The organism is Thermatribacter velox (assembly GCF_038396615.1).
Lineage (GTDB): Bacteria > Atribacterota > Atribacteria > Atribacterales > Thermatribacteraceae > Thermatribacter > Thermatribacter velox.
On sequence record NZ_CP121689.1, the window covers coordinates 1,352,965 to 1,374,771 of the forward strand.

Sequence of the window (21,807 nt, forward strand, 5' to 3'; positions counted from 1 at the left end):
ATCATTATACACACTTTTGAAATTCCATTTGGTAGAGATCAAGTTATAGTTATAGAAAGTGGGAAATTAGCAAAGCAAGCAGGTGGTGCGGTAACTGTAAGATATGGTGATACTGTAATTTTGGTTACCGCTACTGCTTCTGATCAGCCACGTGAGGCGGTTGATTTTACACCTCTGGTGGTTGATTTTGAAGAGCGATTTTATGCTGCTGGTAAGATACCTGGTGGTTTTATTAAGCGGGAGGGCAAACCCCGTAATACGGCCATCCTGAGTGCCCGGCTCATAGATAGGTCAATCAGGCCTCTTTTTCCGCCGCTTTTTTATAATGATATTCAGGTGGTTACCACCGTTCTGTCGGTAGATGAGCTTCATCCGCCTGAAGTGATTTCCATTATAGGTGCTTCTGTGGCGTTGGGAATATCCGGTATACCCTTTGCAGGACCTCTTGGGGCTTGCCGCTTGGGTATCATTGGAGACGAGATCATTTTAAACCCCACTTTGGAAGAACTCAATGAGAGTCGTCTGGATCTGGTGTTAGCAGCTTCGGATAAGGGAATCACCATGATCGAGGCCGGTGGTAAGGAAGTATCGGAAGAGGAAGTGGTGAAATCCCTGTACAAGGGCTACCAGTTGATTCAGCAAATTATCAAGGAACAGCAAGAAATAATCGAGCGAATTGGTAAACCCAAACAGGAAGTTCAAAAACCCATGCACCTTGAAAGCCTGGAAAGCTGGTTGAGAGAAAAATTCTTGTCTCAGATTCAAACCACGATAAGCATACCCGAAAAGAGTGCACGAGAAAAAGAAATGAAAGAGTTGCTTCAAAAGGCTCTTCAAGAATGCGAAGCTGAATTTGCTACTCTGGAGGGGTTCACTTACGCCTGGGAGAAAGTTGTCAAGGAAGAAATTAATCAGTTGGTTCTGAAAACTGGAAAACGCCAGGATGGTCGAACCCCTAAAGAGATTCGTCCCATTAGCTGTGAAGTCGGTGTTTTACCACGGACGCACGGCTCCGCTTTGTTTACGAGGGGACAAACCCAGGTTCTGGCTATAACCACCTTAGGAGCTACCAGCGAAGAACAAAAAGTAGACGGCTTACAGGAAGAAGAAGCAAAGAGATTTATGCTCCACTACAACTTCCCACCCTACAGCACCGGAGAGGTACGTCCTTTGAGGGGTCCGGGACGTCGCGAGATTGGCCATGGTGCTCTTGCAGAGCGGGCATTGGAATGTTTCATCCCCCCCGAGGAAGAATTTCCCTATACCATCAGAGTGGTTTCCGAAGTACTGGAATCTAATGGTTCTTCTTCAATGGCAACGGTATGTGGTGGTAGTCTCTCTCTAATGGATGCTGGAGTACCTATACGTACTTCCTGTGCGGGGATATCTATTGGGCTTATGTTTGGGGAAAACAACGACTATGTGCTTTTGCGTGATATTTTGGGTTCTGAAGACCATTATGGAGAAATGGATTTTAAGGTAGCTGGAAGCAGGCAAGGCATAACTGCCATTCAACTGGATGTAAAAAATCATGGTTTGCCTGTGGAAATCCTTGCCGAAGCAATTCAGGAAGCTCGGGAAAGTCGCTTCCATATACTGGATATCATGGATTCGGTTTTGTCGAAACCTCGCAGTTCAGTTTCCAAATATGCTCCCAGAATTGCTACTATAACCATTAGCACCGATAAAATCGGTGCGTTGATTGGTCCTGGTGGCAAAGTGATTAAAAAAATAATTGAGGAAACAGGTACTACTATTGACATTAAAGAAGACGGGAGAGTAATCGTCTTTTCCAAGACGGAGGAAGGCAAAGAAAGAGCTATTGAGATGATAAAAGCGGTTACACAGGACGTCGAAGTTGGCAAAATATACCTGGGCAAAGTGACCAAAACCACAGATTTTGGTGCTTTTGTAGAGCTTTTCCCAGGCAGAGAAGGCCTTTGCCATATTTCACAACTTTCCCAGGAACGAATACGCAAAGTTGAGGATTTTGTGAAAGTGGGTGATGATCTCCTGGTCAAAGTCATAGGTATAGATTCTCTGGGGAGAATAACTCTCAGCCACAAAGAAGCACTGGCCAGTAATGCTCCACGCCAGGAAAAAGAACGCAGCAGAAGTTTCAGAAAAAAATAATTTCCTTTTACTTTTATGATTAATCTCAAAGTAAAACTTTTGGTAACTTCTTTTTTAAGCCTGTTTTCAATATATCTTTTTCTGGCCCTCCTTTCTTTAGATGTTGGAATAATGGGCACTTTTATGAAGGATAATCTGCTGAAAGCACTGGGGCTGGGTAGCTATATTGTCCCCTTTTACCTTGGCTACCTGGTGGTTGAGGTGCTTACCTTTTCCCGACCCCGACGTTTTAAAGTCTACAGCAGGTTAACTGCTTTGGCGCTCTGGCTTGTGGTGTTTGTGACCCTTTGTCATCAGAAAAGTGAAGAAACTTCGTTTTTTCTTCCCTCGGGCTCCATGGGCGGCAAGCTGGGGCAGTTGATTTATGACCAAATGGTCTATTACCTTGGGAAAGCAGGAGCCTGGCTTTTGCTCATCTCTGTAGCCATCTTGGCCACCTATCTGGTGGGAGAGGGCAGGGTATTTCGAAAGGCATATGCTGGCCTGCGCAACCTGCATCACCGTTTATTCAGAAAGAGCAGGCAGGTTGCAGATATTCACAGAAGGCACCCTACAAAAGAGTTCGTTTTTCAGGGTCGAGAAAAAGATACACCGGAGAATGCAATTTCGGATAGCCCGACCCTGCAGGAAACCTCCCTGCCCGGCTCAATCTTTACAGAAGAAGTGTTTACCTTTACCGAGGAGAGCCCAAAAAGCACCAGTGATTTTGAATCCAGAGTTGCTGGAACTCCTGAAGAAAAGCCAGTTCCTGAGCTTTCGGACCAGGAGATTGGAAAAGGAGAGAAGCGTTTTCTTCTCCGGGCTGGTGCAAAACCCAAGAAAACAACTGAGAACAGCCAGAAAACAGGGTGGACTCTTCCCCCTACCCACCTTCTTGATTACCACCGCAAAGGCAGAGCGAAAGAGAAGAACCTCAAAACGGATATTACCAAAAATATTCTTAAACTGGAACAAACCCTGTCTGAGTTTAGTGTACCTGGAAAAGTGATAAGTGTTCAGGTGGGTCCCACCATAACCAGGTATGAATTTCAACCTGCTCCGGGAATCAAAGTCAATAAAATCGTCAATCTTTCTAACGACATAGCACTTGCCTTTGCTGCTGCAGCAGTGAGGATTGAGGCACCTATACCCGGCAAGGCAGCAGTGGGAATAGAAATACCGAACAGCTACAAGGAAATTGTTTCTCTTCGAGAGCTGGTAGAAAGTAGCCAATTTCAGGACAGCAAGTCTCCCCTGCAAATCGCACTTGGTAAGAGCGTTACTGGAGAGCCTTTAATTTGGGACCTACGGGAAGCTCCCCACCTGCTTATCGCTGGAGCGACAGGTTCCGGTAAAAGCGTATGTATTAATGCCATCTTGATGAGTTTGCTTTTCAGGGCTGATCCCAACCAGTTGCGCATAGCCCTTGTAGATCCTAAACGAGTAGAGCTGTCCATATACCAGGGCTTACCCCATCTTTGTGCTCCAGTGATTTCTGAAGTACGGAAAACGGTTAAGTTCTTAAAGTGGCTGTGTCGGGAAATGGAACAACGCTATGATATGCTTTCCGATCTTTCAGTACGCAACATTGAAGAATACAATTATCTTGTTAGTGAAGAGGAAAAGCTACCCTACGTGGTAATCGTAATTGATGAACTGGCTGATTTAATGATGACCGCTTCATCTGAAGTGGAAACCTCGATATGCAGATTGGCCCAGATGGCGAGAGCTGTAGGTATGCACCTGGTAGTAGCGACTCAGAGGCCATCTGTAGACGTGATAACAGGTCTCATAAAAGCAAATTTTCCCTCGAGACTGGCTTTTGCAGTGTCCTCTCAGGCAGATTCTAAAACCATACTTGATGGGTCAGGAGCGGAGAAACTGCTGGGAAACGGTGACTTCCTGTTTTCACCAGTGGGGGCCAACAAGCCCATCCGGGGACAGGGAAGCTTTGTTTCCACTCGTGAAGCTAAAAGAGTTATCGAACACTGGCTTGTCCAGAAAGAGCAAGGCAAAATTTTTTACTCTTTTAACTTTAACCCTCGAGAAGAAATAGTGGAGGAAGGTTCAGAAGAAGACGAACTGTATCAAGAAGCGGTGAAAGTAGTTGTTGAGGCAGGAAGAGCCTCAACGTCTCTTTTGCAGAGAAGACTGAGAATTGGATTCAACAGGGCAGCCAGAATGATAGAAAGAATGGAAAGAGAAGGTATAGTAGGTCCTTATGAAGGGAGCAAATCCAGAAAGGTAATAATTGGGAAAAAGGGTGGCTATAATGCCTGACCGAGAAAACAATCTGGGTATTGGAGCAACCCTGCGGAGCAAAAGGGAAGAAAAGGGCATCACCCTTGAAGAAGCACAGGAAAGCACTTTCATTCTTAAAAGATACCTGGAAGCCATAGAAGAAGAGAAATGGGACGAATTACCTGGAAAAGCTTACACCATTGGCTACCTCAAAACCTATTGTCGCTTTCTGGGTCTTAACCCAGAACCTATTATTGCTTCTTTTAAAGAGAGAGAAAAAAGCGAAAGGAAAACTCACCAGGATTTTCAGAAGAAACCCAGATCAGGCGTTGCAAGCTCGAAAAAAATGCAAATGGTGCGCACCTTTCTGTTTGTCTGTGTTGCGGCAGCTTTAGCACTGGGGGTCATACTTGTATTTTACCATTACAACTCCACAATGCTGCCTGAACAATCTACTACCGTAGCACTTCAGAACGTTGGAAACAACACAGCAGATAATCAAAACTTTGAGACGGAAGCAGAAACCACCATAGAAGAAAGCTCTTCTCCGCCGGAACCTCCGGTGCTTTCCATCACTCTTTTACCTGAAGACCTGGCCTGGGTAGAGGTGGAATCTGAGGGGAAAACGATTTTTCAGGGAATACTCATTCCTGGTAAAAGATACCTTTTGCGTAGCGTTACTCCCATAACAATTGCCGGCCGAGAAGGCAATCGGGTAAAATTTGTGGACCAGTCTGGCAACGAAGGATATCTCGCTGAAAACTCGGGAGAGTTTGCACGGAGTTTTACTCCATGAAGAAAGTGGCCCTTGTTTCTCTGGGTTGCGATAAAAACCTGGTGGATTCCGAAGTAATCCTGGGCAAACTTCTGACTCGGGAGCCATGCGCTCTGGTGTCTCCTGAAGAGGCAGAAGTTGTTATCCTGAATACCTGCGCTTTCATTGAGGAAGCCTGCCAAGAAAGTGAAGCATGGATAAGGAAAATTGTAGGGCTTAAGAAGAAACATCGAGCTAAGAAAATCGTTGTTGCTGGTTGCTACGTTCAGCGTTTTCGGGACAGTGTGGTTTCTCTTTACCCAGAAGTAGATCTTTGGGTAGGGGTGAATGACTTTCCAGATTTGCCGTATCTGCTTGACAGAGTGCTTCCCAAAAAGGTTGTTGCCGACAGTCCTTTTTATCTCTATGACCATACTACGGAGAGAGTGATTTCCGGACCTCCTTATCTGGGCTTTTTAAAAATAGCTGAAGGGTGTAACAATCGCTGTAGTTTTTGCGTGATTCCTGCCATCCGGGGACCACTGCGTAGTAGAAGCATTGACTCCATTGTTAGAGAAGTTGAGAATTTTCTGGAAATGGGAGTAAAGGAAATCATTCTGATTGCTCAGGATACCGCTTCATACGGTGTTGACCTTTACGGAAAAAGAGCTTTGCCAGATCTTTTAAAAACTCTTGATCAGCTCCTTTCTTCAGAGCATTGGTTAAGAGTACTTTATTTTTCCCCTCAGGGTCTTAGCGAGGAGTTTCTTGAGGTATTTGCAAATAGTAAGAGAGTAGTCAAATATCTGGACATTCCTCTGCAACACGTAGATCCGGATATCCTTGTCAAAATGAATCGTCCAGCACATATTGAAAAGACCTTTTATTTTCTGAGGACCATGCGCAAGAGCATACCTCAATTGTTTTTAAGGACCACCTTTATGGTTGGTTTCCCAGGTGAAAGTGAGTCATCTTTCCAGAAAATACTCCTGGCCATGGAGGAGCTTTCCTTTGAAAGGGCAGGGGTGTTTGCTTACTCTGAGCAGGAAGGAACTCCTGCATCCAGATTGTTTCCCAAGGTACCAGCCTCTTTGAAGACTCAAAGGTTGAAAGCCGTCAGGAAAAAACAGGAAGAAATTATGAGGAAACGCCACCGGGCTCTGGTTGGAAGCACTGTCGAAGTCATTGTTGAAAAAGGCCCTCTTTGGGAGAACAATGGTTCTTCCAGGATGCTTTACTACCTGGGAAGAAGCTATGGAGATGCACCTGATGTGGACTGTGAGGTAAAGATCCAAACCAGAAACAAACACCTTAAACCGGGAACTATTTGCACCATGAAAGTTACTGCTGGCAAAACTTATCTTTTGGAGGGTGTGCTTTGAGAGCGGCTATTCTTTGCATAGGAACCGAATTGAGCACCAACCTGGTTAAAGACAGCAATGCAGAATTTTTGAGGAACAAACTTTTGGACAAAGGAATTCTAACTGAATACACTATGTTTGTGCCTGATGATAAAGAAGCTATTATTCAGGCCTTACGCTTTCTGATCCAGAAAGAGGAGCTACGACTCGTGGTTGTCAGTGGTGGTCTGGGTCCCACCGAAGATGACATTACTCGTGAAGCAGTAGCTGAAACCTTGAAGAGGGAACTGGTTTTTTTGCCTCAAGCCTGGGAAGAAATCAGAAAAATATATTTTAGCATTAGGAAAAAAGAGCCTCCAGAAAACAACAAAAAGCAGGCTTTGATACCGCAAGGAGCGTTAATGCTTCAAAACAGAGTTGGCACTGCTCCAGGTTTTTTAATCCAGGAAGGCGATAAAAAAATATTTGTCATTCCAGGAGTTCCTCAAGAAGTAGAATTTTTCTGGCACTACATAGATGAGCAAATCAGCAATCCTCAACCCAGCTTTTTTAAAACTGAGACCCTGAAGCTCTGCGCCATAGGAGAATCGGAGCTGGCCAGCCAGCTTCAGGACTTTCTTGTAGACTTGCCTTCAGGGATTAGTCCAGCTTTTATACCCCGTTCTGGAGAAATCTGGTTCTATCTGTATGCCTTCAGAAATCCTCTGCCAGAGGAAAACCAGAAAGTTCAACAAATACTGGAGAGCATAAAACAGCGTTTCAAAGACCGGCTTTTTTCGACTTACGCGGATACTCTGGAGGAAGCAGTGGGTCAGCTTTTGCGTGAGCACCGGCTCACCATAGCCACTGCAGAGTCCTGTACCGGGGGCTTGCTGGCTAATCGCATAACCAACGTGCCTGGTAGTTCCACCTATTTTAAGCGGGGGTACGTAGTGTACAGCAATCAATCCAAAGCAGACGACCTGAATGTTCCACTTGCGGTGATACACCGCCATGGTGCGGTGAGTGAAGAAGTGGCTTCTTTACTTGCTCAAAACGTTGCTCAAAGAGCTGGAAGCGATATTGGCGTGGGGATAACCGGTATTGCCGGACCCGGTGGGGGTTCTGAACTCAAACCCGTGGGTTTGGTATATATAGGAATTTCTTGGGGGAAACATCTGGAAGTTCACCGCTATCAGTTCCACGGAGCGAGGACAACCATAAAATTCCGGACCACCCAGGAAGCGCTCTCCCAGCTTTTTCTCCTTCTTTCCAAGAGGTGCTTAGACAATGGAGAATGAGGTAAACCTGAGATGCTTTATTGCCCTGGACCTTGAAGAGGAAGCGAAAGAAGCGATAGCAAGATTCATTGGGAATGCCAAGACTTCCTTCCCAGAAGCAAAATGGGTTAACCCACAGCAGGTGCACCTTACTTTACGTTTCTTTGGAGCTATGAATAGTAGTTGGCTTCCCCTTATATCCAGTATTACTGAACGGATAGCTGCTTCCTTCCCCAAAATACCAGCGTTTATCAGCAAAATCGGGGTTTTCCCAGAGCCGAGAAGAGCACGGGTCATCTGGATGGGTTTTGATGCCCTGGCAGAAGACAGAATTAAGCAACTGGCTGAGGAGTTGAATCATCAACTATGGGAAGTACTCAAAATTGAAGCAGAAGAAAAAGCCTTTGTCCCCCATTTAACCATAGCCCGACTCCGTAAGCCGAAAAGAGTAGACCTGGAAAACTTTCGCTTACCAGGGAAGATAGCCACCAACCTTTATCGAATAACTCTATACAAGAGTACCCTAACCCCTCGTGGTCCTATTTATAGTGAATTAAGTTTCTACCCGCTAAAGAGGTGATAGGAAATTGAGCGAACGTGATGAAATGATTAAACAGGCTATAAGCAATCTGGAGAGAAAATATGGTAAAGGAGTGGTCATGCCTTTTGGCAAGGGTTTGGCAATCAGCGATGTAGAAGTAATTAAAACTGGTTCCATTCTGTTAAACATAGCTCTTGGAGTAGGTGGCTTGCCTCGGGGCAGAATAATCGAAATCTTTGGTCCCGAAGCTTCTGGAAAAACAACACTTGCCCTGCATGCCATAGCTGAGGCGCAAAAAAAGGGAGGCCTTGCAGTTTTTGTGGATGCAGAACATGCTCTGGATCCCACTTATGCTCAGAAAATTGGTGTGCAGACTGATAAGCTCCTTCTGGCCCAGCCCACTACTGCGGAAGAGGCCATTGATATCGTCGATGCACTTACTCGAAGCGGAGGCATTGACATCATTGTTCTTGACTCAGTGGCCGCCCTGGTGCCTAAGGCGGAACTCGATGGTGGCATTGATGAAGCAAGCATTGGGCTCCAAGCGCGCATGATGTCCCAGGCTTTGCGAATTATAACCGGCTACATCAGTAAGACCAAAACGGTGGTGGTTTTTGTTAACCAGTTGCGTGAAAAAATAAGGATGGGTTTTGGATACGGGCCTACCGAAACCACTCCTGGAGGCAGGGCCCTGAAATTTTACGCCAGCATAAGGATAGATGTTCGTAGAAAAGCTTACATTAATCAGGGCAATGAAACCATTGGTGCACAAACGGTGGTAAAAGTTGTTAAGAACAAATTAGCTCCACCTTTCAAATCGGCTGAAATAGACCTCTTTTATGGAGAAGGCATATCCAGAGAATCAGAGATATTCGCCTTAGGGGAACGAGCTAAGGTCATCAAAAAATCAGGAAGCTGGTATTCTTTTGAGGATTACCGCTTGGGGCAGGGTAGAGAGAATGCTCGCCAGTTTTTGAAGGAAAACCCGGAAGTGGCTGAGAAAATCCTGTATCAGTCTTTGAACGAGCTTGGAATTGACCCTCGTATCGCTCTGAATGAAACCGAGGATAGCAAAGAAACCGATGAAGTCAAAAAAGAATCCTGATCCGCTCAAAAAAAGTTTAATGCTTTTGTCTCGTAAGATGCTCACCGAGAAACAATTGCGAGATAAATTGCAAAAGGAAAATCTGGACTGGCAGAAGGTAGAAGAAGCGATTGAAAAGTTAAAAGTGTGGGGCTATCTTGATGACCGGAAATATCTGGAAGAGTATCTGAGGAGCAAAAGAAGTGCTACTTCCTGGGGGTACTGGAAAATAAGGGAAAAATTAAAGGAAAAAGGATTACCGGAGGAGCTCATTGAGCTATTGCGAGAGCTCTACCCTCTGGAAGACGAAATCCAGGATGCGAAACGTCTGTTGGAAAACTGGGTGACCACTCCACGTGGAGCTGACCAGGCCCGACTACTAAGGAAACTGGCAGCTAAAGGATTTAGTCATGAGGCCATTCAAGAAGCCTGGCGACGCTATCAGGAAGATTTGCCACTTCCTTGACTTCAGTTAGCCAGGTCATTAGAATTATTTTCACAACACCTTTCTGCGTACATTGAAAAGTGAATAAGGGGTGAACACAATCATGTTTTTGGCATATATATTGTTAGGAATTGCGGTAGGAACCATAGCGGGAATATATATTAAAACCTTGCACATCAAAATCCTTGAACAGAAGGCTTCCAGATGCGCACAGGAAATTCTTGAGGCAGCACACAAAGAAGCAGAAAACATCAAAAAAGAGACTTTACTTGCTGCTAAAGAAGAAATTTTGAGAGAAAAACAATTGCTGGAAGAAGAAATACAACGCAAGCGCCGGGAACTCCAGAACTTTGAGAGTCGCCTCTTGCGGAGAGAAGAAAATCTGGAACGCAAAATGGAGCAACTGGAGAAGAAAGAAAACCAGTTAAATGAACTTTTAATGGAAACTGAAAAAATCAAGCAGGAGACTGAAAAGCTCAGAGAAAAAGAAATGGAAGAATTACACCGCATTGCCAATCTTTCCTGGGAAGAAGCGCGTCAGGAAGTGTTAACCAGAGTTGAAAAGACTCTGGAACATGAAGTTGGCTTGAAAATAAAGGAAGCAGAAGAGCAGGCCAGAAAGGAATCAGAAAGAATTGCGCGAGAGATTGTTACTCAAGCCATTCAACGTTATGCAGCTGATTTTACCGCTGAAAATACTGTTTCTGTGGTAACTCTTCCCAGTGATGAGATGAAAGGCAGGATTATCGGCAGAGAAGGACGGAACATCCGCACTTTTGAGATGATAACCGGTGTGGATTTGATCATTGATGACACGCCTGAAGCAGTTATTATTTCCTGTTTTGACCCTATCCGTAGGGAAATTGCCCGGATAGCGTTAGAAAAACTCATTCTGGACGGCAGAATCCATCCAGCCCGGATTGAAGAGCTGGTTGAGAAGGCAAGAATACAGGTTGAGGAAAAAATGCTTCAGGAAGGAGAACAGGCACTGTTTGATACGGGCATTAAGAACGTACATCCAGAAATAGTGAAACTCCTTGGCAAGCTGTATTTTCGTACCAGCTATGGACAAAATGTACTGCAGCACTCCAAGGAAGTGGCCCATCTTGCTGCCTTGATGGCGGCTGAACTGGGAGTAAGGGTTAATATTGCCAAAAGAGCAGGACTTTTACACGATATCGGCAAGGCTCTGGACCACGAAGTTGAAGGTCCCCATGCTTTCATAGGCGCGGACGTGGCTCGACGCTATGGAGAAAAAGAAGAGATCATTAATGCTATAGAGTCTCACCATGGTGAAGTAGAACCTGGAAGCATTGAAGCAGTGTTGGTGCAGGCCGCAGATGCCATTTCCGCATCCAGACCTGGTGCAAGACGTGAGAGTCTCGAGGTATATATAAAGAGATTGGAACAACTGGAGAAGATAGCCAGCTCGTTTGAAGGAGTTGAGAAATCTTACGCCATACAGGCAGGGAGAGAAGTGCGCATTATTGTGAAACCAGAAAAGCTGAACGATGCACAGGCAGCCAAATTAGCTTATGAAGTGGTGAAGAGAATAGAGAAGGAACTTGAATACCCGGGACAGATTAAGGTTACAGTAATCAGAGAAACTCGAGCTGTAGAATATGCCAAATAAAGAGGGATATCTATGCGTTTTTTAATAATTGGTGACATAATTGGCAAACCCGGGAGGAACATACTACACAAAAAACTTCCTGAAATGAGAGAAGCACTGGCAATTGACGCTGTGATAGTCAATGGGGAAAATGCTGCTGGGGGCATGGGGATAACCCCTGAAATTTGTGAGGAAATTCTTGGCTACGGAGTGGAGGTCATTACTTCTGGCAATCATATATGGGATAAAAAAGAAATTAGCGCTTACATCGACAACCAGGAAAGGCTGCTCAGGCCGCTTAACTACCCCCCGGGAGTTCCTGGAAGAGGTTCAATTGTTCTCGAAACTCGGGGCATCAAATGGGCAGTTGTTAATTTGAGTGGCAGGGTCTTTATGCCGGCTTTGGATTGTCCTTTTCGCACTGTAAAGCGCGAAGTAGAGACCCTGCGTCAAATTACAAATATCATTTTGGTGGATTTTCATGCTGAGGCTTCTTCGGAGAAAATAGCTATGGGCTGGTTCCTTGATGGTTGGGTTTCCTGCGTGTTTGGTACGCACACCCATGTGGCTACTGCTGATGAGCGCATTTTGCCCAAGGGAACGGGGTATATTACTGATATTGGTATGACGGGTTCCAGAGAGTCGGTTATTGGGATAGAGATAGAGCAGGTATTAAGCAGGTTCTTAACTGCTTTACCTACCAAATTTAAAGTTGCTAAGAATGATGTAGTGTTAAACGGTATCGTGGTGGAAGTAGATGATTCTACCGGAAAAACTACGGAAATTAGTCGTGTATCAGTAAAATGACCTACCAGCTTTTGATCAAATGGTTAGAAAAATAAAAACTATAACACAGGGGGGAATACAACATGGATGTCTTAAAAGTCTCTTCCAAATCCAACCCAAATGCAGTAGCAGGCGCTCTGGCTGGAGCAATACGCGAAAAGGGAATTGCTGAACTCCAAGCCGTCGGTGCTGGTGCAGTAAATCAGGCAATTAAAGCGATTGCCATTGCGCGAGGCTATGTGGCACCAAGTGGCATTGATTTGGTGTGTATCCCAGCATTTACTGATATTACCATTGATGGAGAGGAAAGAACAGCGATTAAGCTAATAGTCAAACCCCGTAGCGGTTGAATGTAAAATTAGGTAGCCAGAGTATGAGCCTGTGCCAGAACGCACAGGCTCATAAGGAATAAAAATCGAGATTGATAGTTATTGTAGCGTTGGGTGATGTTTTTTGAGTTCTCCTCGCTTGTGCTTTAAGGTCATTACTTTTGGTTGTCAGATGAATCAAAGCAGGTCAGAACATATTGAGTATCTCCTAAAAAAGGCAGGTTTTAAAGCTTGCCTTGAGGGAGAGGAACCGGATATTGTTGTCTTTAACACCTGTGCGGTTAGAGAGCATGCCAAAAACCGGGCAGTGAGCATTATAGGGCAATTTGCAAGCCAAAAAAGAAAAGACGGATTTCCCATCATCTTGGTCTGTGGTTGCATGAGCCAGATTTACCAGAAAGAGTTGTTGCATCATGTTCCCAATATTGACGTGCTTCTGGGCACTCACAACCTGGAAGAAGTTCCTCTCTTGATCCAGAAAAGACTTGAGAAGCAAAAAGATACTCAACCGCAGCTTGCCTTCTGGTCAAAGCCTGAAGGACAATTTCTGGAAACGGGATATTCTCGAAAGCCAGGAGTATCAGCTTTTTTGCCCATTACCTATGGATGTAACAACTTTTGCAGTTATTGTGTGGTTCCTTATGCCACTGGACCTCAACGAAGTAAGCCAATGGAGCTCATTCTTGAAGAGCTCCAAAAAATCTTGGAAGAAGGCTTCAAGGAAGTGACCTTGCTGGGTCAAAATGTTAACAGTTATGGCGAAGACCTGGGTTTAAAGTGGGGGTTTGAAAAGCTCCTGGAGAATATAGAAAAGCTGGTTGAGGAGAGGCCCTCCCGGGTCTGGATTCGCTTTATCACCTCTCACCCCAAAGATATGCGGGAAAGTATTGTTGACCTGGTCAAAGAAAGTAAAGTACTGTGTCCTTATTTTCACCTTCCCATACAAGCGGGATCGAATAAAATACTGGAGCTAATGAACAGGGGATATACTAAGGAACGATATTTGGAAATTGCTTCCTATATCAGAGATACCATACCTGATGCCAGCATTGGTACTGACATCATCGTTGGGTTTCCGGAAGAAACGGAGGCGGATTTTCAGCAAACTCTGGAAGTGGTTGAAAAAGTCCAGTTTGAGATTGCGTATACCTTTGCATATTCGCCAAGACCCAAAACTCGAGCTTCGTCAATGGTTGACAGTGTTCCACCCCAGGAGAAAAAGAGGAGACTTCTTGAACTTAATCAACTGGTGCGCAGAGTGTACCAGAAAAGAGTGGAAAAGCTACGTGGCAAAACGGTTGCCTTACTAATAGATAAGCAGGAAAAGACTTTCTCCGGTAGAACACCTTCCAACCTTAGAGTGTTTATCGAAAGTAGCGTGAAAAACAGCCTAAAACCCGGAGATATGTTGCTGGTTAAAATTACTGACATACGCGATGGCAAAATCTTTGCTGAAAAAGCCTGAACAGATACCCTGGATTTGCATTGTAGGGCCCACTGCTTCAGGCAAAACGGAGCTTTCTCTTCGCATAGCTGAAAGGCTGGAAAAGATAGAACTTATATATGCTGACTCCATGGCAGTATATAAATACCTGGATGTCGGTACTGCTAAGCCGGAGCCCGAAGAGAGAGCCAAAGTTGCTCACCATCTGATAGACTTTCTGGAGCCAGACAAAAAGTGGAGTGCTTTTGACTTTCAAAAAAGCGCTTCCGCCTTGCACAGAGAAATCCTTTCTCGGGGAAGAATCCCCGTTGTGGTTGGAGGAACTCCCTTTTACCTCAGTACGCTTAAAAATGAGGCATCGCTACCTTATGTTGCTCCTGATTCGAGAATGCGTATTATCCTGGACCGAATGAGCGCACCCCAGCTTTTTGCTCTTTTGCGAGAAGTCGATCCGCAGCGCGCTCAGAAAATAGGAAAAACCGATAAAAAGAGGTTAATGCGAGCACTGGAGATATTTATCACTACAGGTAAGGCGCCTTCTTCATTGCTTACAAGGAGAAAGAGTGGCAACGAGAAGCAATTGGTGATGGTTGGGATTAAACTTGATAAGAACATCGTCAAAAAAAGGATTCGGGAGAGAATTGAAAAGATGTTCTCAAAAGGTTTGGTAGAAGAAACTCATCGGGTGCTGAGTATGGGTTACCCACCGGAGGCACCAGCCTTGAGCAACTTCACTTACAGACCTGTTGTTGCGCTTCTTCAGGGTAAAATTAGCACCAGAGAAGCTTTCCAAAAGATTGAAGGAGGCACTCTGTCGCTCTTAAAAAGACAACTAACCTGGTTTCGCAAAGAACCCATTTTATGGTTAGAAAAAGACGAAGCGTTTGCTTACCTTGTAGAATATCTCAAAAATATCTTACAGGAGGTGGAAAACCTTGAACCACGATGATAGGACCAACCAGGAAAAACAGGTTCCTCAGGAACCTGGAAAAATAAAAGACCTCGTTTACTATTTCTTAAATCTTCTTTCAGCAAAGGCCTGGCAGTACTTGGGTTTGATAGCACATCCGGAAACCGGTCAAATCCTGGTAGACCTTGAAGAAGCGAGAAAAGCCATAGACCTTTATTCGGTTATTCTTGGAGAAATCAAGAAGGATCTTTCTCGCGAGGAAAATCGAGAACTTGAAGCTCATCTTGCGAATTTGCAGTTGAACTTTATTGAGAAAATGAAAGAAATTGCCGAGAGCTGACCACAGTGTACTGTATTTACCGTAACAGCGTGCTATGCCTTAATAAAAATTTTACATAATATATATTATGGGAACTAAAATGCCGAGCTCACTAACGATGAAAGGTCAAACAGCTGCCTTTTTCTCAATATAATCCTTGCTCTCTCTGCGTACTACACAGTGCATCCTTATCTTTTCCCCGTTTTTCACGCTTTCCACCGATTCTACGTAGCCAAAGCGATAGATTTCACGCTGTAGTTCCTGTACCTGGGTAGGATAAATCTCAAGAATGAGTTTTACCATTTTTTTGGAGAGCAAAGCTGCAATTTCTCTACGCAGATTTTCGATACCGATTTTTTTCTTAGCAGAAACAAAAACGCAGGAAGAAGTCGTTTCCAAAAAATCTCGTTCCAGGTTAGGTATTTGCCCAGAGATTAAATCCACTTTGTTAAGAACCAGGATCTTGGGATGATTTCCAACACCGATTTCATTGAGCGTTTGATTGATAACCTGGAAATGCGTCCGGTACTGAGGATCAGTAATGTCCAAAACTTCAAGGATAAGGTCTGCTTCCTTGATTTCCAAAAGCGTGCTTTTGAAAGCATCTCGAATTGTGGAAGGCATTTCCCTGATAAAACCCACTGTATCACTAAAAATTACCTTACCGACACCCGGCAAAAAACTCTCCCGCGAAACAGTATCCAGTGTTACAAACATTTGGTCTTTAACGGCAACTGCAGCATCGGTGATGGTGTTAAGCAGCGTTGATTTTCCTGCGTTAGTGTAACCAACTATGGCAACAACTGGTACTTTGTTTTCATTGCGCAATTTTTTCTGAACTTTCCTCTGTTTCTCAAGTTGTTCCAGACGCTGGACAAGAAAAGCGATTTTTCTCTTAATAGCTCTCCGTTCAACCTCTATTTTTTGCTCTCCCGGTCCCCTGGTGCCGATACCTCCACCGGTTCGGGAAAGGACATGACCTTTGCCGGGTAGCCTGGAGAGCTCAAAGCGTAAGCGAGCTAATTCGACACGTATCTTACCTTCGTGGGTTTTAGCTCTCTCGGCAAATATTTCGTGAATAACCTCACTCTTAGTGAGAACTCTCCTTTGCCATTCGTTCTCGAGATTACGTTGCTGGGAAGGAGTGACTTCAGTGCTGAGGATGACAAATCCAACTTCTGGCAAACTTTCCAATCGTCGCTTGATTTCTTCGACCTTGCCCCGACTTAGATAATAACGATAAAAAGGAGTTCTAACCGTACACTCAAAAACCTCAGATACCCAAAAACCGGCGCTTTTGGCTATCTCCTTTATTTCTGCCACCAGCACTTCCTCAGAAAAAGCACGAGAGGAAGCATCGCGAACCACCACAATCGCGCTTTTGCGTGAGTTGAAGTGTTCATAATCCTTCATAGCTTTTTGCTTATCGACCCCCTTGATAGACGTTTTTAAGTATTTCCCAATACATTTTCATTCGCTCCTTAAAACCTTTGACCAGACCAAACTTCTCCTCTTTCATGACATGGGTAAGCCCCGGCAAATTTACCAGTTTCACTCTGACGCCATTTCTTCGTATGTAGCGGTTGATGGCTACTTCAACACCAAATCTGGAAACTTCCATGTCAGAAATATTCTGCAGCAGATCAGCTCTAATCGCTCTCTGCCCGGAGAGGAAGGGCGCTATTTTCTGAGCAAAATCAGTAGCCAGCCTTCCCTTCTCAAAGACACCAATGGTAATATCCGCTTCTTCTTTCAAAACTGGTTCAACCAGGTCTTTCACATGGAATTCCTGCAAACCTACCAGGTCTGCATCAAGTAATAAAACAACGTCCGTCCTTATATATTCCAGCCCCCGGTAGAGAGCACCACCTTTGCCAATGTTGGAGCTCAGCTCAACCACTTCAGCCCCTTTATTTCTGGCCACTTCCACCGTGCGATCTGTGGAGCCATCGCTAACCACAACGACTTGCTCCACATAAGGCGAGTTCTTCAGAACATCAAGAATTGGCCCTATAGTTTTCTCTTCGTTATAAGCAGCAATTATTGCGGTTACTTTACTCATTAAAAGTTAACGCCTCCATCAACGAAGACCGCTTTTTGCTCGGTGCACCAGGTTTACGATTTCCTGTGCAGAGAGTTCCTCTCTATCTCCTGTCATACGAAATTTTACTTCAATTTTGCCCGTTTTCAAAAATTTTGTTCCCACAATTACCTGGACGGGAAAACCTAAAAGGTCTGCTTCATTGAACTTTACACCGGCACTTACGTCGCGGTCATCAAGAAGCACTTCAAAGCCCTGATTCAAAAGTTCTTCATAAATCCTTTGGGCTTCCTGCATTTGCTCCTCATTACTGGCATTGACTGGTATAACGATCACCTGATAAGGAGCTATGGAATAAGGCCACTTAATTCCCTGCTCGTCGTGATGGGCTTCAATGGCTGCAGCCATGGTCCTGCCGATTCCTATGCCATAGCAGCCCATGATTATAGGTTTCTCCTTGCCGTCTCGGTCAACAAAATACGCTTTCATGGGTTCACTGTACTTGGTACCCAGCTGGAAGATATGCCCCACTTCTATACCCCTTTTCTCTTCCAGGGGAGTACCACACCGTGCGCACTTTTCCCGTTCCTCAGTGCTACCCAGACCACAGGAAGGACAAACGACCACCTTTTCCTCACCTGAGTCAGCGAGGATAAGGAACTCATGAGATACATCCCCACCGATGACTCCCGACTCAGCTTCCACAGCTATAAAATCGAGGCCACAGCGTTCAAAAACTCTGCAATAGGCGTGGTACATTTTTTCATAGCTTTTCTTCAGGCCTTCGTAATCCACATCGAAGCTGTAAAGGTCTTTCATAAGGAATTCTCTCGAGCGCATAACACCAAAGCGAGGTCTTATTTCATCCCTGAATTTGGTCTGTATCTGGTAAAGCATGAGGGGAAGCTGTTTATAGGAGCGAACTTCTCGACGCACCAAGTCCGTAATGACCTCTTCATGGGTGGGGCCTAAACAGAAGTCGCGGTTTCGCCGGTCTTTAAAACGAATTAGCTCCGGACCATAAATATCCCACCTGCCTGTTTCTTTCCACAATTCACCTGGATGTAAAGCAGGGAGCAAGAGTTCTTGGCCACCAGCCCGGTTCATCTCTTCTCTTACAATCTCGATAATCTTGTTCAAAACTCGAAGCCCCAAGGGCAAGAAGCTGTAAATACCAGAGGAAAGCTGACGAATCAAGCCTGCTCTGAGCATTAAACTGTGACTTACAACTTCAGCTTCCTGAGGAGTTTCTTTCAAAGTTGGGGCAAACAGAGCTGACATCTTCAAAGGAACTACCCCCTTTTTTGCCTTCAACTGACTTTATTTTTTCAGCCAGAAATGCGATAAAATATTCCAGAACTTCGCGGTCTGAAACAACCTTCTCTACTCTCCCCTTTGAGAAAATAATTGCACCCGAACGAGAAAAAGCTAACCCCACTTCTGCCTCCCTGGCCTCACCAGGTCCATTTACCTCACATCCCATTATAGCTATTCGAAAAGGAGGCGCAATTCCTTGTTCCTCGAAAAACGTTTTTACCCTCTCCACGGCGCCAACCACATCTCCCCGACAGCGTGCACAGGTAGGACAGGAAATAATCTCCCCTCCTCTTTTACGTAAGCCCAAAAAGTTGAGAATCATCCAGGCTACCTTTACTTCAAGTACCGGATCTCGAGACGTCAGAGAAACCCGGATACTGTTCCCAATCCCTTCAAAAAGGACCAAACCAATACCCAGCGCTGATTTTACTACGCCTTCTAACCCTTCACCAGCTTCAGTAACACCTATGTGAATCGGGTAGGGAAAAGCCTTACTCAATCGGCGGTTGATTTCTACCGTTTCTTCAACTTCTGTTGACTTTGCGGAAAGGAATAAATTTCTGACTCCCTTTTTTTCTGCGAAATCCACCATTTCGGCGATACTTTCAAAAAGTGCCTCCACCCGGGGAAGGCTTCTAAGGTGGGTAGGAAGAGAACCGGCGTTGGCTCCCACTCGCAAGACAGTATTGTGGTCTTGCAACACAGAAAAAAGCTCCTCAAGGCGCGACCGGTCCCCCAGGGTTCCAGGATTGATTCTCACTGCTTCAAACCCCAAACGAACACACTCGGTGGCCAGGTCAAGATCGAAGTGAACATCGGCAATAAGGGGTATTTTTGTCCACTCTTTGATTTTCTTTGCTCCTTCTAATGCATCCTTTTCGGGAATAGAGAGACGAAAAATTTCACACCCTGCAGCCTGAGCCCTGTTAATTTCCTGAATAGCCAGTTCCACCTGATAAGGGTTCTGTCTTCCCATTCCTTCTACATAGACGGGGTTTTGGCCACCGATAACCAGCTTTCCCATAACTACTTCTCTGGTGTCTTTTCTCTGCATCAGTCACCCACCACAATTCTCATGACGTCCTGATAGGTAACAAAAACAGCTAAAAGAAAGATAAAAAGAATTCCAATAAGGTAAATCAATCCTATCTTTTCTTGCTCCAAAGGTTTACCGCGTATCTTTTCAACCAGAAAAAGCAGCAAGTGACCACCATCGAGCAAAGGTATGGGAAGCAGATTAAAAATGGCCAGAAAAACACTGATGATGGCCGAAAACATAAGCAAGTTTAAAAATCCCAGACTTGCTGCCTGACCTGCCATTTGAGCAATTCCCAAAGGACCGGTCAGTTCCAGAGGCAACCTGCCAAGCAATGTGTAGAGAAGGCCCACTATACTCAGCAAAAACCAGTTGATCACCGTATAAGCACTTTTCCCGAGGGCCAGCAAGGGATTAACCCGGCGATTATTGATCCCGAAAACCGCACGCACCAGCGCCCTACCTTCATTTTCATCCCACTCCGGAACAACAGTTATCCGTTTGGTCTCACCCTGGCGTTGAATGGTCAGCTCTATCTCCCTTCCTGCACTTTGGGAAAGAAAAGAAACAAACTTTTCCAGGTCCATAGTTTTGCCATTTACCTGAAGCACTACATCTCCTGCTTGCAAACCAGCCCTATCGGCAGGACCACCAGGAATGACTTCGATAACTCTCAACTCCTGTGCAGGGACGCCAACTGCCAGAAAAACAATGAACACCAGCAATATAGAAAGAACGATGTTCATCAGCGGTCCAGCAAGCACGACCAGACTTCGCTGCCATACTGGTTTCCCGTCAAAGCGCTGTGCCTGTGGCACCTGAGCTTCTTCGTAACCTTCGATAGGATTTCCCTCCATGCCAGCCATTTTTACAAAGCCACCCAAGGGAAGCAAGCGTATCGAAAATTCCGTTTCCTTACCACGATAGGAGAAAATCGGTGGTCCGTAACCAATCGAAAAACTGAGTACCTTAATCCCAAACAGGCGGGCGAAAATAAAATGCCCGAACTCGTGGAAGGTTACCAAAAGCCCAATGACGAAAATGAAAGCCAAAAAACTTAACACTGAGAGCGCCCCCGCACAACGATACGCTCTTTAGCCAGATGATAGCCCCTCTGATATATTTCAAAGGCTTCTTGCAGGTTGGAAGGATTAGGAACCCTGGCTTGTAAACATTCTTCAAGTACCACTGCTATCTCTCCAAAAGATAACCTGCGGGTAAGAAAAGCTTCGACACAGGCCTGGTCGGCTCCGCAGAAAAACGCCGGATACCCCCCTCCTTTCCTGGCCGCTTCCAGTGCCAGGTAAAAGCCCTGAAAACGCTCAGAGACCGGATAATCAAAACTGAGAGTGCGAACTCCACCTAACTCTTGCGCAAAAAGGTCCGGGCTCGGCATCGTCTTCTTTTTTAAGAAAGGATATAGTGAGGCTCTGATGACCTTTCTCATATCGGGTGGAAACATAACCATGTGATACATACCATCCTTTAATCTAACCCCGGCGTGGAGATAGCTTTCACGCTGTACAAAAACATCAATCTGATGATAAGAAAGCTCGAACAGGTAACAGGCTTCTATTACTTCCAGCCCTTTATTGACCAGAGTAGCCGAATCGACGGTAATTTTGTCACCCATCTTCCAGTTGGGGTGAGCCAGGGTCATTTCAGGAGTTATGTCTTCAAAGCTACCCCGCCATTCGTAAAAAGGACCACCGGAAGCGGTCAAATAAACTTTTTCTACCCGTCCAGGGTCCTGCATGCCCTTAAGGATGCTCCACAACGCATAGTGTTCGCTATCCAGGGGTATCAGGTTCTGATTGGCAAACACGGAGATTTTATTCTTCAGAATTTCGCCAGCAACTATCATTAGCTCTTTGCTGGCTATCCAGAGGGTTTTAGGAAGACCTAACAGGCCTGCAAAAATATCCAGAAAATCCAATCCGGCCGAGGCAATGAAAATCCCTTCTATTTTTGAGGAAAAGAGAACTTCTCTCAACTTCTCTTCAGATAAAAAGACCGTATTATTGATTTTTTCCTCCTTCACTTCTTTGAGGAAAGCGTAATCGGGATGATAGGCATCGATTTGCTCTCTCAGCTTCCGGTAATTTTTGAAGCCGCTTAGAAGACAAATCTCAAAACTATCGGGGTATTCAGAAAGTACTTCCAAAATTTGAGTACCTAAAAATCCAGTAGATCCCAGAATAGCAACTTTCAAAGCC

At 45.0% G+C, this 21,807-nt stretch carries 20 protein-coding genes; 14 read left to right on the forward strand and 6 right to left on the reverse strand.

Features of this window, described 5'->3' with window-relative positions; translation table 11 throughout:
* The first annotated feature begins 3 nt into the window (after nt 1-3).
* From pnp to QBE54_RS06790, 14 genes are all read left to right on the forward strand, one after another.
* Entirely contained in the window at nt 4-2,133 is a 2,130-nt protein-coding gene (pnp, locus tag QBE54_RS06725) for a polyribonucleotide nucleotidyltransferase (RefSeq protein ID WP_369019407.1), read from the forward strand.
* A gap of 15 nt (nt 2,134-2,148) precedes the next feature.
* Nucleotides 2,149-4,392: a DNA translocase FtsK 4TM domain-containing protein gene (locus tag QBE54_RS06730; protein WP_369017435.1), complete on the forward strand. Its 2,244-nt coding sequence runs from the start codon at nt 2,149-2,151 to the stop codon at nt 4,390-4,392.
* Complete coding sequence (locus tag QBE54_RS06735) at nt 4,385-5,149, forward strand: helix-turn-helix domain-containing protein (RefSeq protein WP_369017436.1); 765 nt, start codon at nt 4,385-4,387, stop codon at nt 5,147-5,149. The genes QBE54_RS06730 and QBE54_RS06735 overlap by 8 nt, the downstream gene beginning before the upstream one ends.
* Nucleotides 5,146-6,489, forward strand: a complete 1,344-nt coding sequence (gene rimO / locus QBE54_RS06740) for a 30S ribosomal protein S12 methylthiotransferase RimO (RefSeq protein ID WP_369017437.1) — start codon at nt 5,146-5,148, stop codon at nt 6,487-6,489. Before QBE54_RS06735 ends, rimO begins: the two co-directional genes overlap by 4 nt.
* The gene (locus tag QBE54_RS06745; protein WP_369017438.1) at nt 6,486-7,748 is read left to right on the forward strand and encodes a competence/damage-inducible protein A; all 1,263 of its coding nucleotides are present in this window, start codon (nt 6,486-6,488) and stop codon (nt 7,746-7,748) included. The genes rimO and QBE54_RS06745 overlap by 4 nt, the downstream gene beginning before the upstream one ends.
* Nucleotides 7,738-8,307 (forward strand): RNA 2',3'-cyclic phosphodiesterase, encoded by a 570-nt coding sequence (gene thpR, locus QBE54_RS06750; RefSeq protein ID WP_369017439.1) that lies wholly within the window; start codon nt 7,738-7,740, stop codon nt 8,305-8,307. The genes QBE54_RS06745 and thpR overlap by 11 nt, the downstream gene beginning before the upstream one ends.
* A gap of 7 nt (nt 8,308-8,314) precedes the next feature.
* The gene (gene recA / locus QBE54_RS06755) at nt 8,315-9,373 is read left to right on the forward strand and encodes a recombinase RecA (protein WP_369017440.1); all 1,059 of its coding nucleotides are present in this window, start codon (nt 8,315-8,317) and stop codon (nt 9,371-9,373) included.
* On the forward strand, nt 9,351-9,818 hold the full coding sequence (locus QBE54_RS06760; protein ID WP_369017441.1) for a regulatory protein RecX: 468 nt from the start codon (nt 9,351-9,353) through the stop codon (nt 9,816-9,818). The genes recA and QBE54_RS06760 overlap by 23 nt, the downstream gene beginning before the upstream one ends.
* An 82-nt stretch (nt 9,819-9,900) precedes the next feature.
* Complete coding sequence (rny, locus tag QBE54_RS06765; protein WP_369017442.1) at nt 9,901-11,430, forward strand: ribonuclease Y; 1,530 nt, start codon at nt 9,901-9,903, stop codon at nt 11,428-11,430.
* A gap of 12 nt (nt 11,431-11,442) precedes the next feature.
* Nucleotides 11,443-12,216, forward strand: a complete 774-nt coding sequence (locus tag QBE54_RS06770; protein ID WP_369017443.1) for a TIGR00282 family metallophosphoesterase — start codon at nt 11,443-11,445, stop codon at nt 12,214-12,216.
* Nucleotides 12,217-12,278: 62 nt separating this feature from the next.
* On the forward strand, nt 12,279-12,545 hold the full coding sequence (locus QBE54_RS06775; RefSeq protein ID WP_369017444.1) for a stage V sporulation protein S: 267 nt from the start codon (nt 12,279-12,281) through the stop codon (nt 12,543-12,545).
* Nucleotides 12,546-12,696: 151 nt separating this feature from the next.
* Nucleotides 12,697-13,989, forward strand: a complete 1,293-nt coding sequence (gene miaB / locus QBE54_RS06780; protein WP_369017445.1) for a tRNA (N6-isopentenyl adenosine(37)-C2)-methylthiotransferase MiaB — start codon at nt 12,697-12,699, stop codon at nt 13,987-13,989.
* Nucleotides 13,961-14,917, forward strand: coding sequence for a tRNA (adenosine(37)-N6)-dimethylallyltransferase MiaA (gene miaA, locus QBE54_RS06785; RefSeq protein WP_369017446.1), 957 nt, complete (start codon nt 13,961-13,963; stop codon nt 14,915-14,917). Before miaB ends, miaA begins: the two co-directional genes overlap by 29 nt.
* A complete protein-coding gene (locus tag QBE54_RS06790) occupies nt 14,904-15,218 on the forward strand; it encodes a DUF1844 domain-containing protein (RefSeq protein ID WP_369017447.1) in 315 nt (104 codons plus the stop codon). The genes miaA and QBE54_RS06790 overlap by 14 nt, the downstream gene beginning before the upstream one ends.
* Nucleotides 15,219-15,323: 105 nt before the next feature.
* Here the strand turns inward: QBE54_RS06790 and hflX are convergent, their stop codons facing one another.
* The 6 genes from hflX to QBE54_RS06820 are packed head-to-tail and all read right to left on the reverse strand — an operon-like array spanning nt 15,324 to nt 21,803.
* Nucleotides 15,324-16,610: a GTPase HflX gene (gene hflX, locus QBE54_RS06795; protein WP_369017448.1), complete on the reverse strand. Its 1,287-nt coding sequence runs from the start codon at nt 16,608-16,610 to the stop codon at nt 15,324-15,326.
* A 10-nt stretch (nt 16,611-16,620) separates the two neighbouring features.
* Nucleotides 16,621-17,259 carry a glycosyltransferase family 2 protein gene (locus tag QBE54_RS06800; RefSeq protein WP_369017449.1) on the reverse strand — a complete coding sequence of 213 codons (639 nt, stop codon included), beginning with the start codon at nt 17,257-17,259 and terminating at the stop codon, nt 16,621-16,623.
* An 18-nt stretch (nt 17,260-17,277) separates the two neighbouring features.
* The gene (gene proS, locus QBE54_RS06805; protein WP_369017450.1) at nt 17,278-18,525 is read right to left on the reverse strand and encodes a proline--tRNA ligase; all 1,248 of its coding nucleotides are present in this window, start codon (nt 18,523-18,525) and stop codon (nt 17,278-17,280) included.
* Nucleotides 18,470-19,609 carry a (E)-4-hydroxy-3-methylbut-2-enyl-diphosphate synthase gene (ispG, locus tag QBE54_RS06810; protein ID WP_369017451.1) on the reverse strand — a complete coding sequence of 380 codons (1,140 nt, stop codon included), beginning with the start codon at nt 19,607-19,609 and terminating at the stop codon, nt 18,470-18,472. Before ispG ends, proS begins: the two co-directional genes overlap by 56 nt.
* A complete protein-coding gene (rseP, locus tag QBE54_RS06815; RefSeq protein ID WP_369017452.1) occupies nt 19,609-20,655 on the reverse strand; it encodes an RIP metalloprotease RseP in 1,047 nt (348 codons plus the stop codon). Before rseP ends, ispG begins: the two co-directional genes overlap by 1 nt.
* A complete protein-coding gene (locus tag QBE54_RS06820; protein WP_369017453.1) occupies nt 20,649-21,803 on the reverse strand; it encodes a hypothetical protein in 1,155 nt (384 codons plus the stop codon). The genes rseP and QBE54_RS06820 overlap by 7 nt, the downstream gene beginning before the upstream one ends.
* Between the last annotated feature and the right edge of the window lie 4 nt (nt 21,804-21,807).

Excerpts from the sequence above, each read along its gene's own strand:
- thpR (WP_369017439.1), top strand. The coding sequence starts at position 7,738 with ATGGAGAATGAGGTAAACCTGAGATGCTTTATTGCCCTGGACCTTGAA.
- QBE54_RS06730 (WP_369017435.1), top strand. The coding sequence starts at position 2,149 with ATGATTAATCTCAAAGTAAAACTTTTGGTAACTTCTTTTTTAAGCCTG.
- rimO (WP_369017437.1), top strand. The coding sequence starts at position 5,146 with ATGAAGAAAGTGGCCCTTGTTTCTCTGGGTTGCGATAAAAACCTGGTG.
- QBE54_RS06760 (WP_369017441.1), top strand. The coding sequence starts at position 9,351 with ATGAAGTCAAAAAAGAATCCTGATCCGCTCAAAAAAAGTTTAATGCTT.
- QBE54_RS06770 (WP_369017443.1), top strand. The coding sequence starts at position 11,443 with ATGCGTTTTTTAATAATTGGTGACATAATTGGCAAACCCGGGAGGAAC.
- rny (WP_369017442.1), top strand. The coding sequence starts at position 9,901 with ATGTTTTTGGCATATATATTGTTAGGAATTGCGGTAGGAACCATAGCG.
- miaA (WP_369017446.1), top strand. The coding sequence starts at position 13,961 with ATGGCAAAATCTTTGCTGAAAAAGCCTGAACAGATACCCTGGATTTGC.
- hflX (WP_369017448.1), bottom strand. The coding sequence starts at position 16,610 with ATGAAGGATTATGAACACTTCAACTCACGCAAAAGCGCGATTGTGGTG.
- QBE54_RS06735 (WP_369017436.1), top strand. The coding sequence starts at position 4,385 with ATGCCTGACCGAGAAAACAATCTGGGTATTGGAGCAACCCTGCGGAGC.
- QBE54_RS06775 (WP_369017444.1), top strand. The coding sequence starts at position 12,279 with ATGGATGTCTTAAAAGTCTCTTCCAAATCCAACCCAAATGCAGTAGCA.
- miaB (WP_369017445.1), top strand. The coding sequence starts at position 12,697 with ATGAATCAAAGCAGGTCAGAACATATTGAGTATCTCCTAAAAAAGGCA.
- ispG (WP_369017451.1), bottom strand. The coding sequence starts at position 19,609 with ATGCAGAGAAAAGACACCAGAGAAGTAGTTATGGGAAAGCTGGTTATC.
- QBE54_RS06800 (WP_369017449.1), bottom strand. The coding sequence starts at position 17,259 with ATGAGTAAAGTAACCGCAATAATTGCTGCTTATAACGAAGAGAAAACT.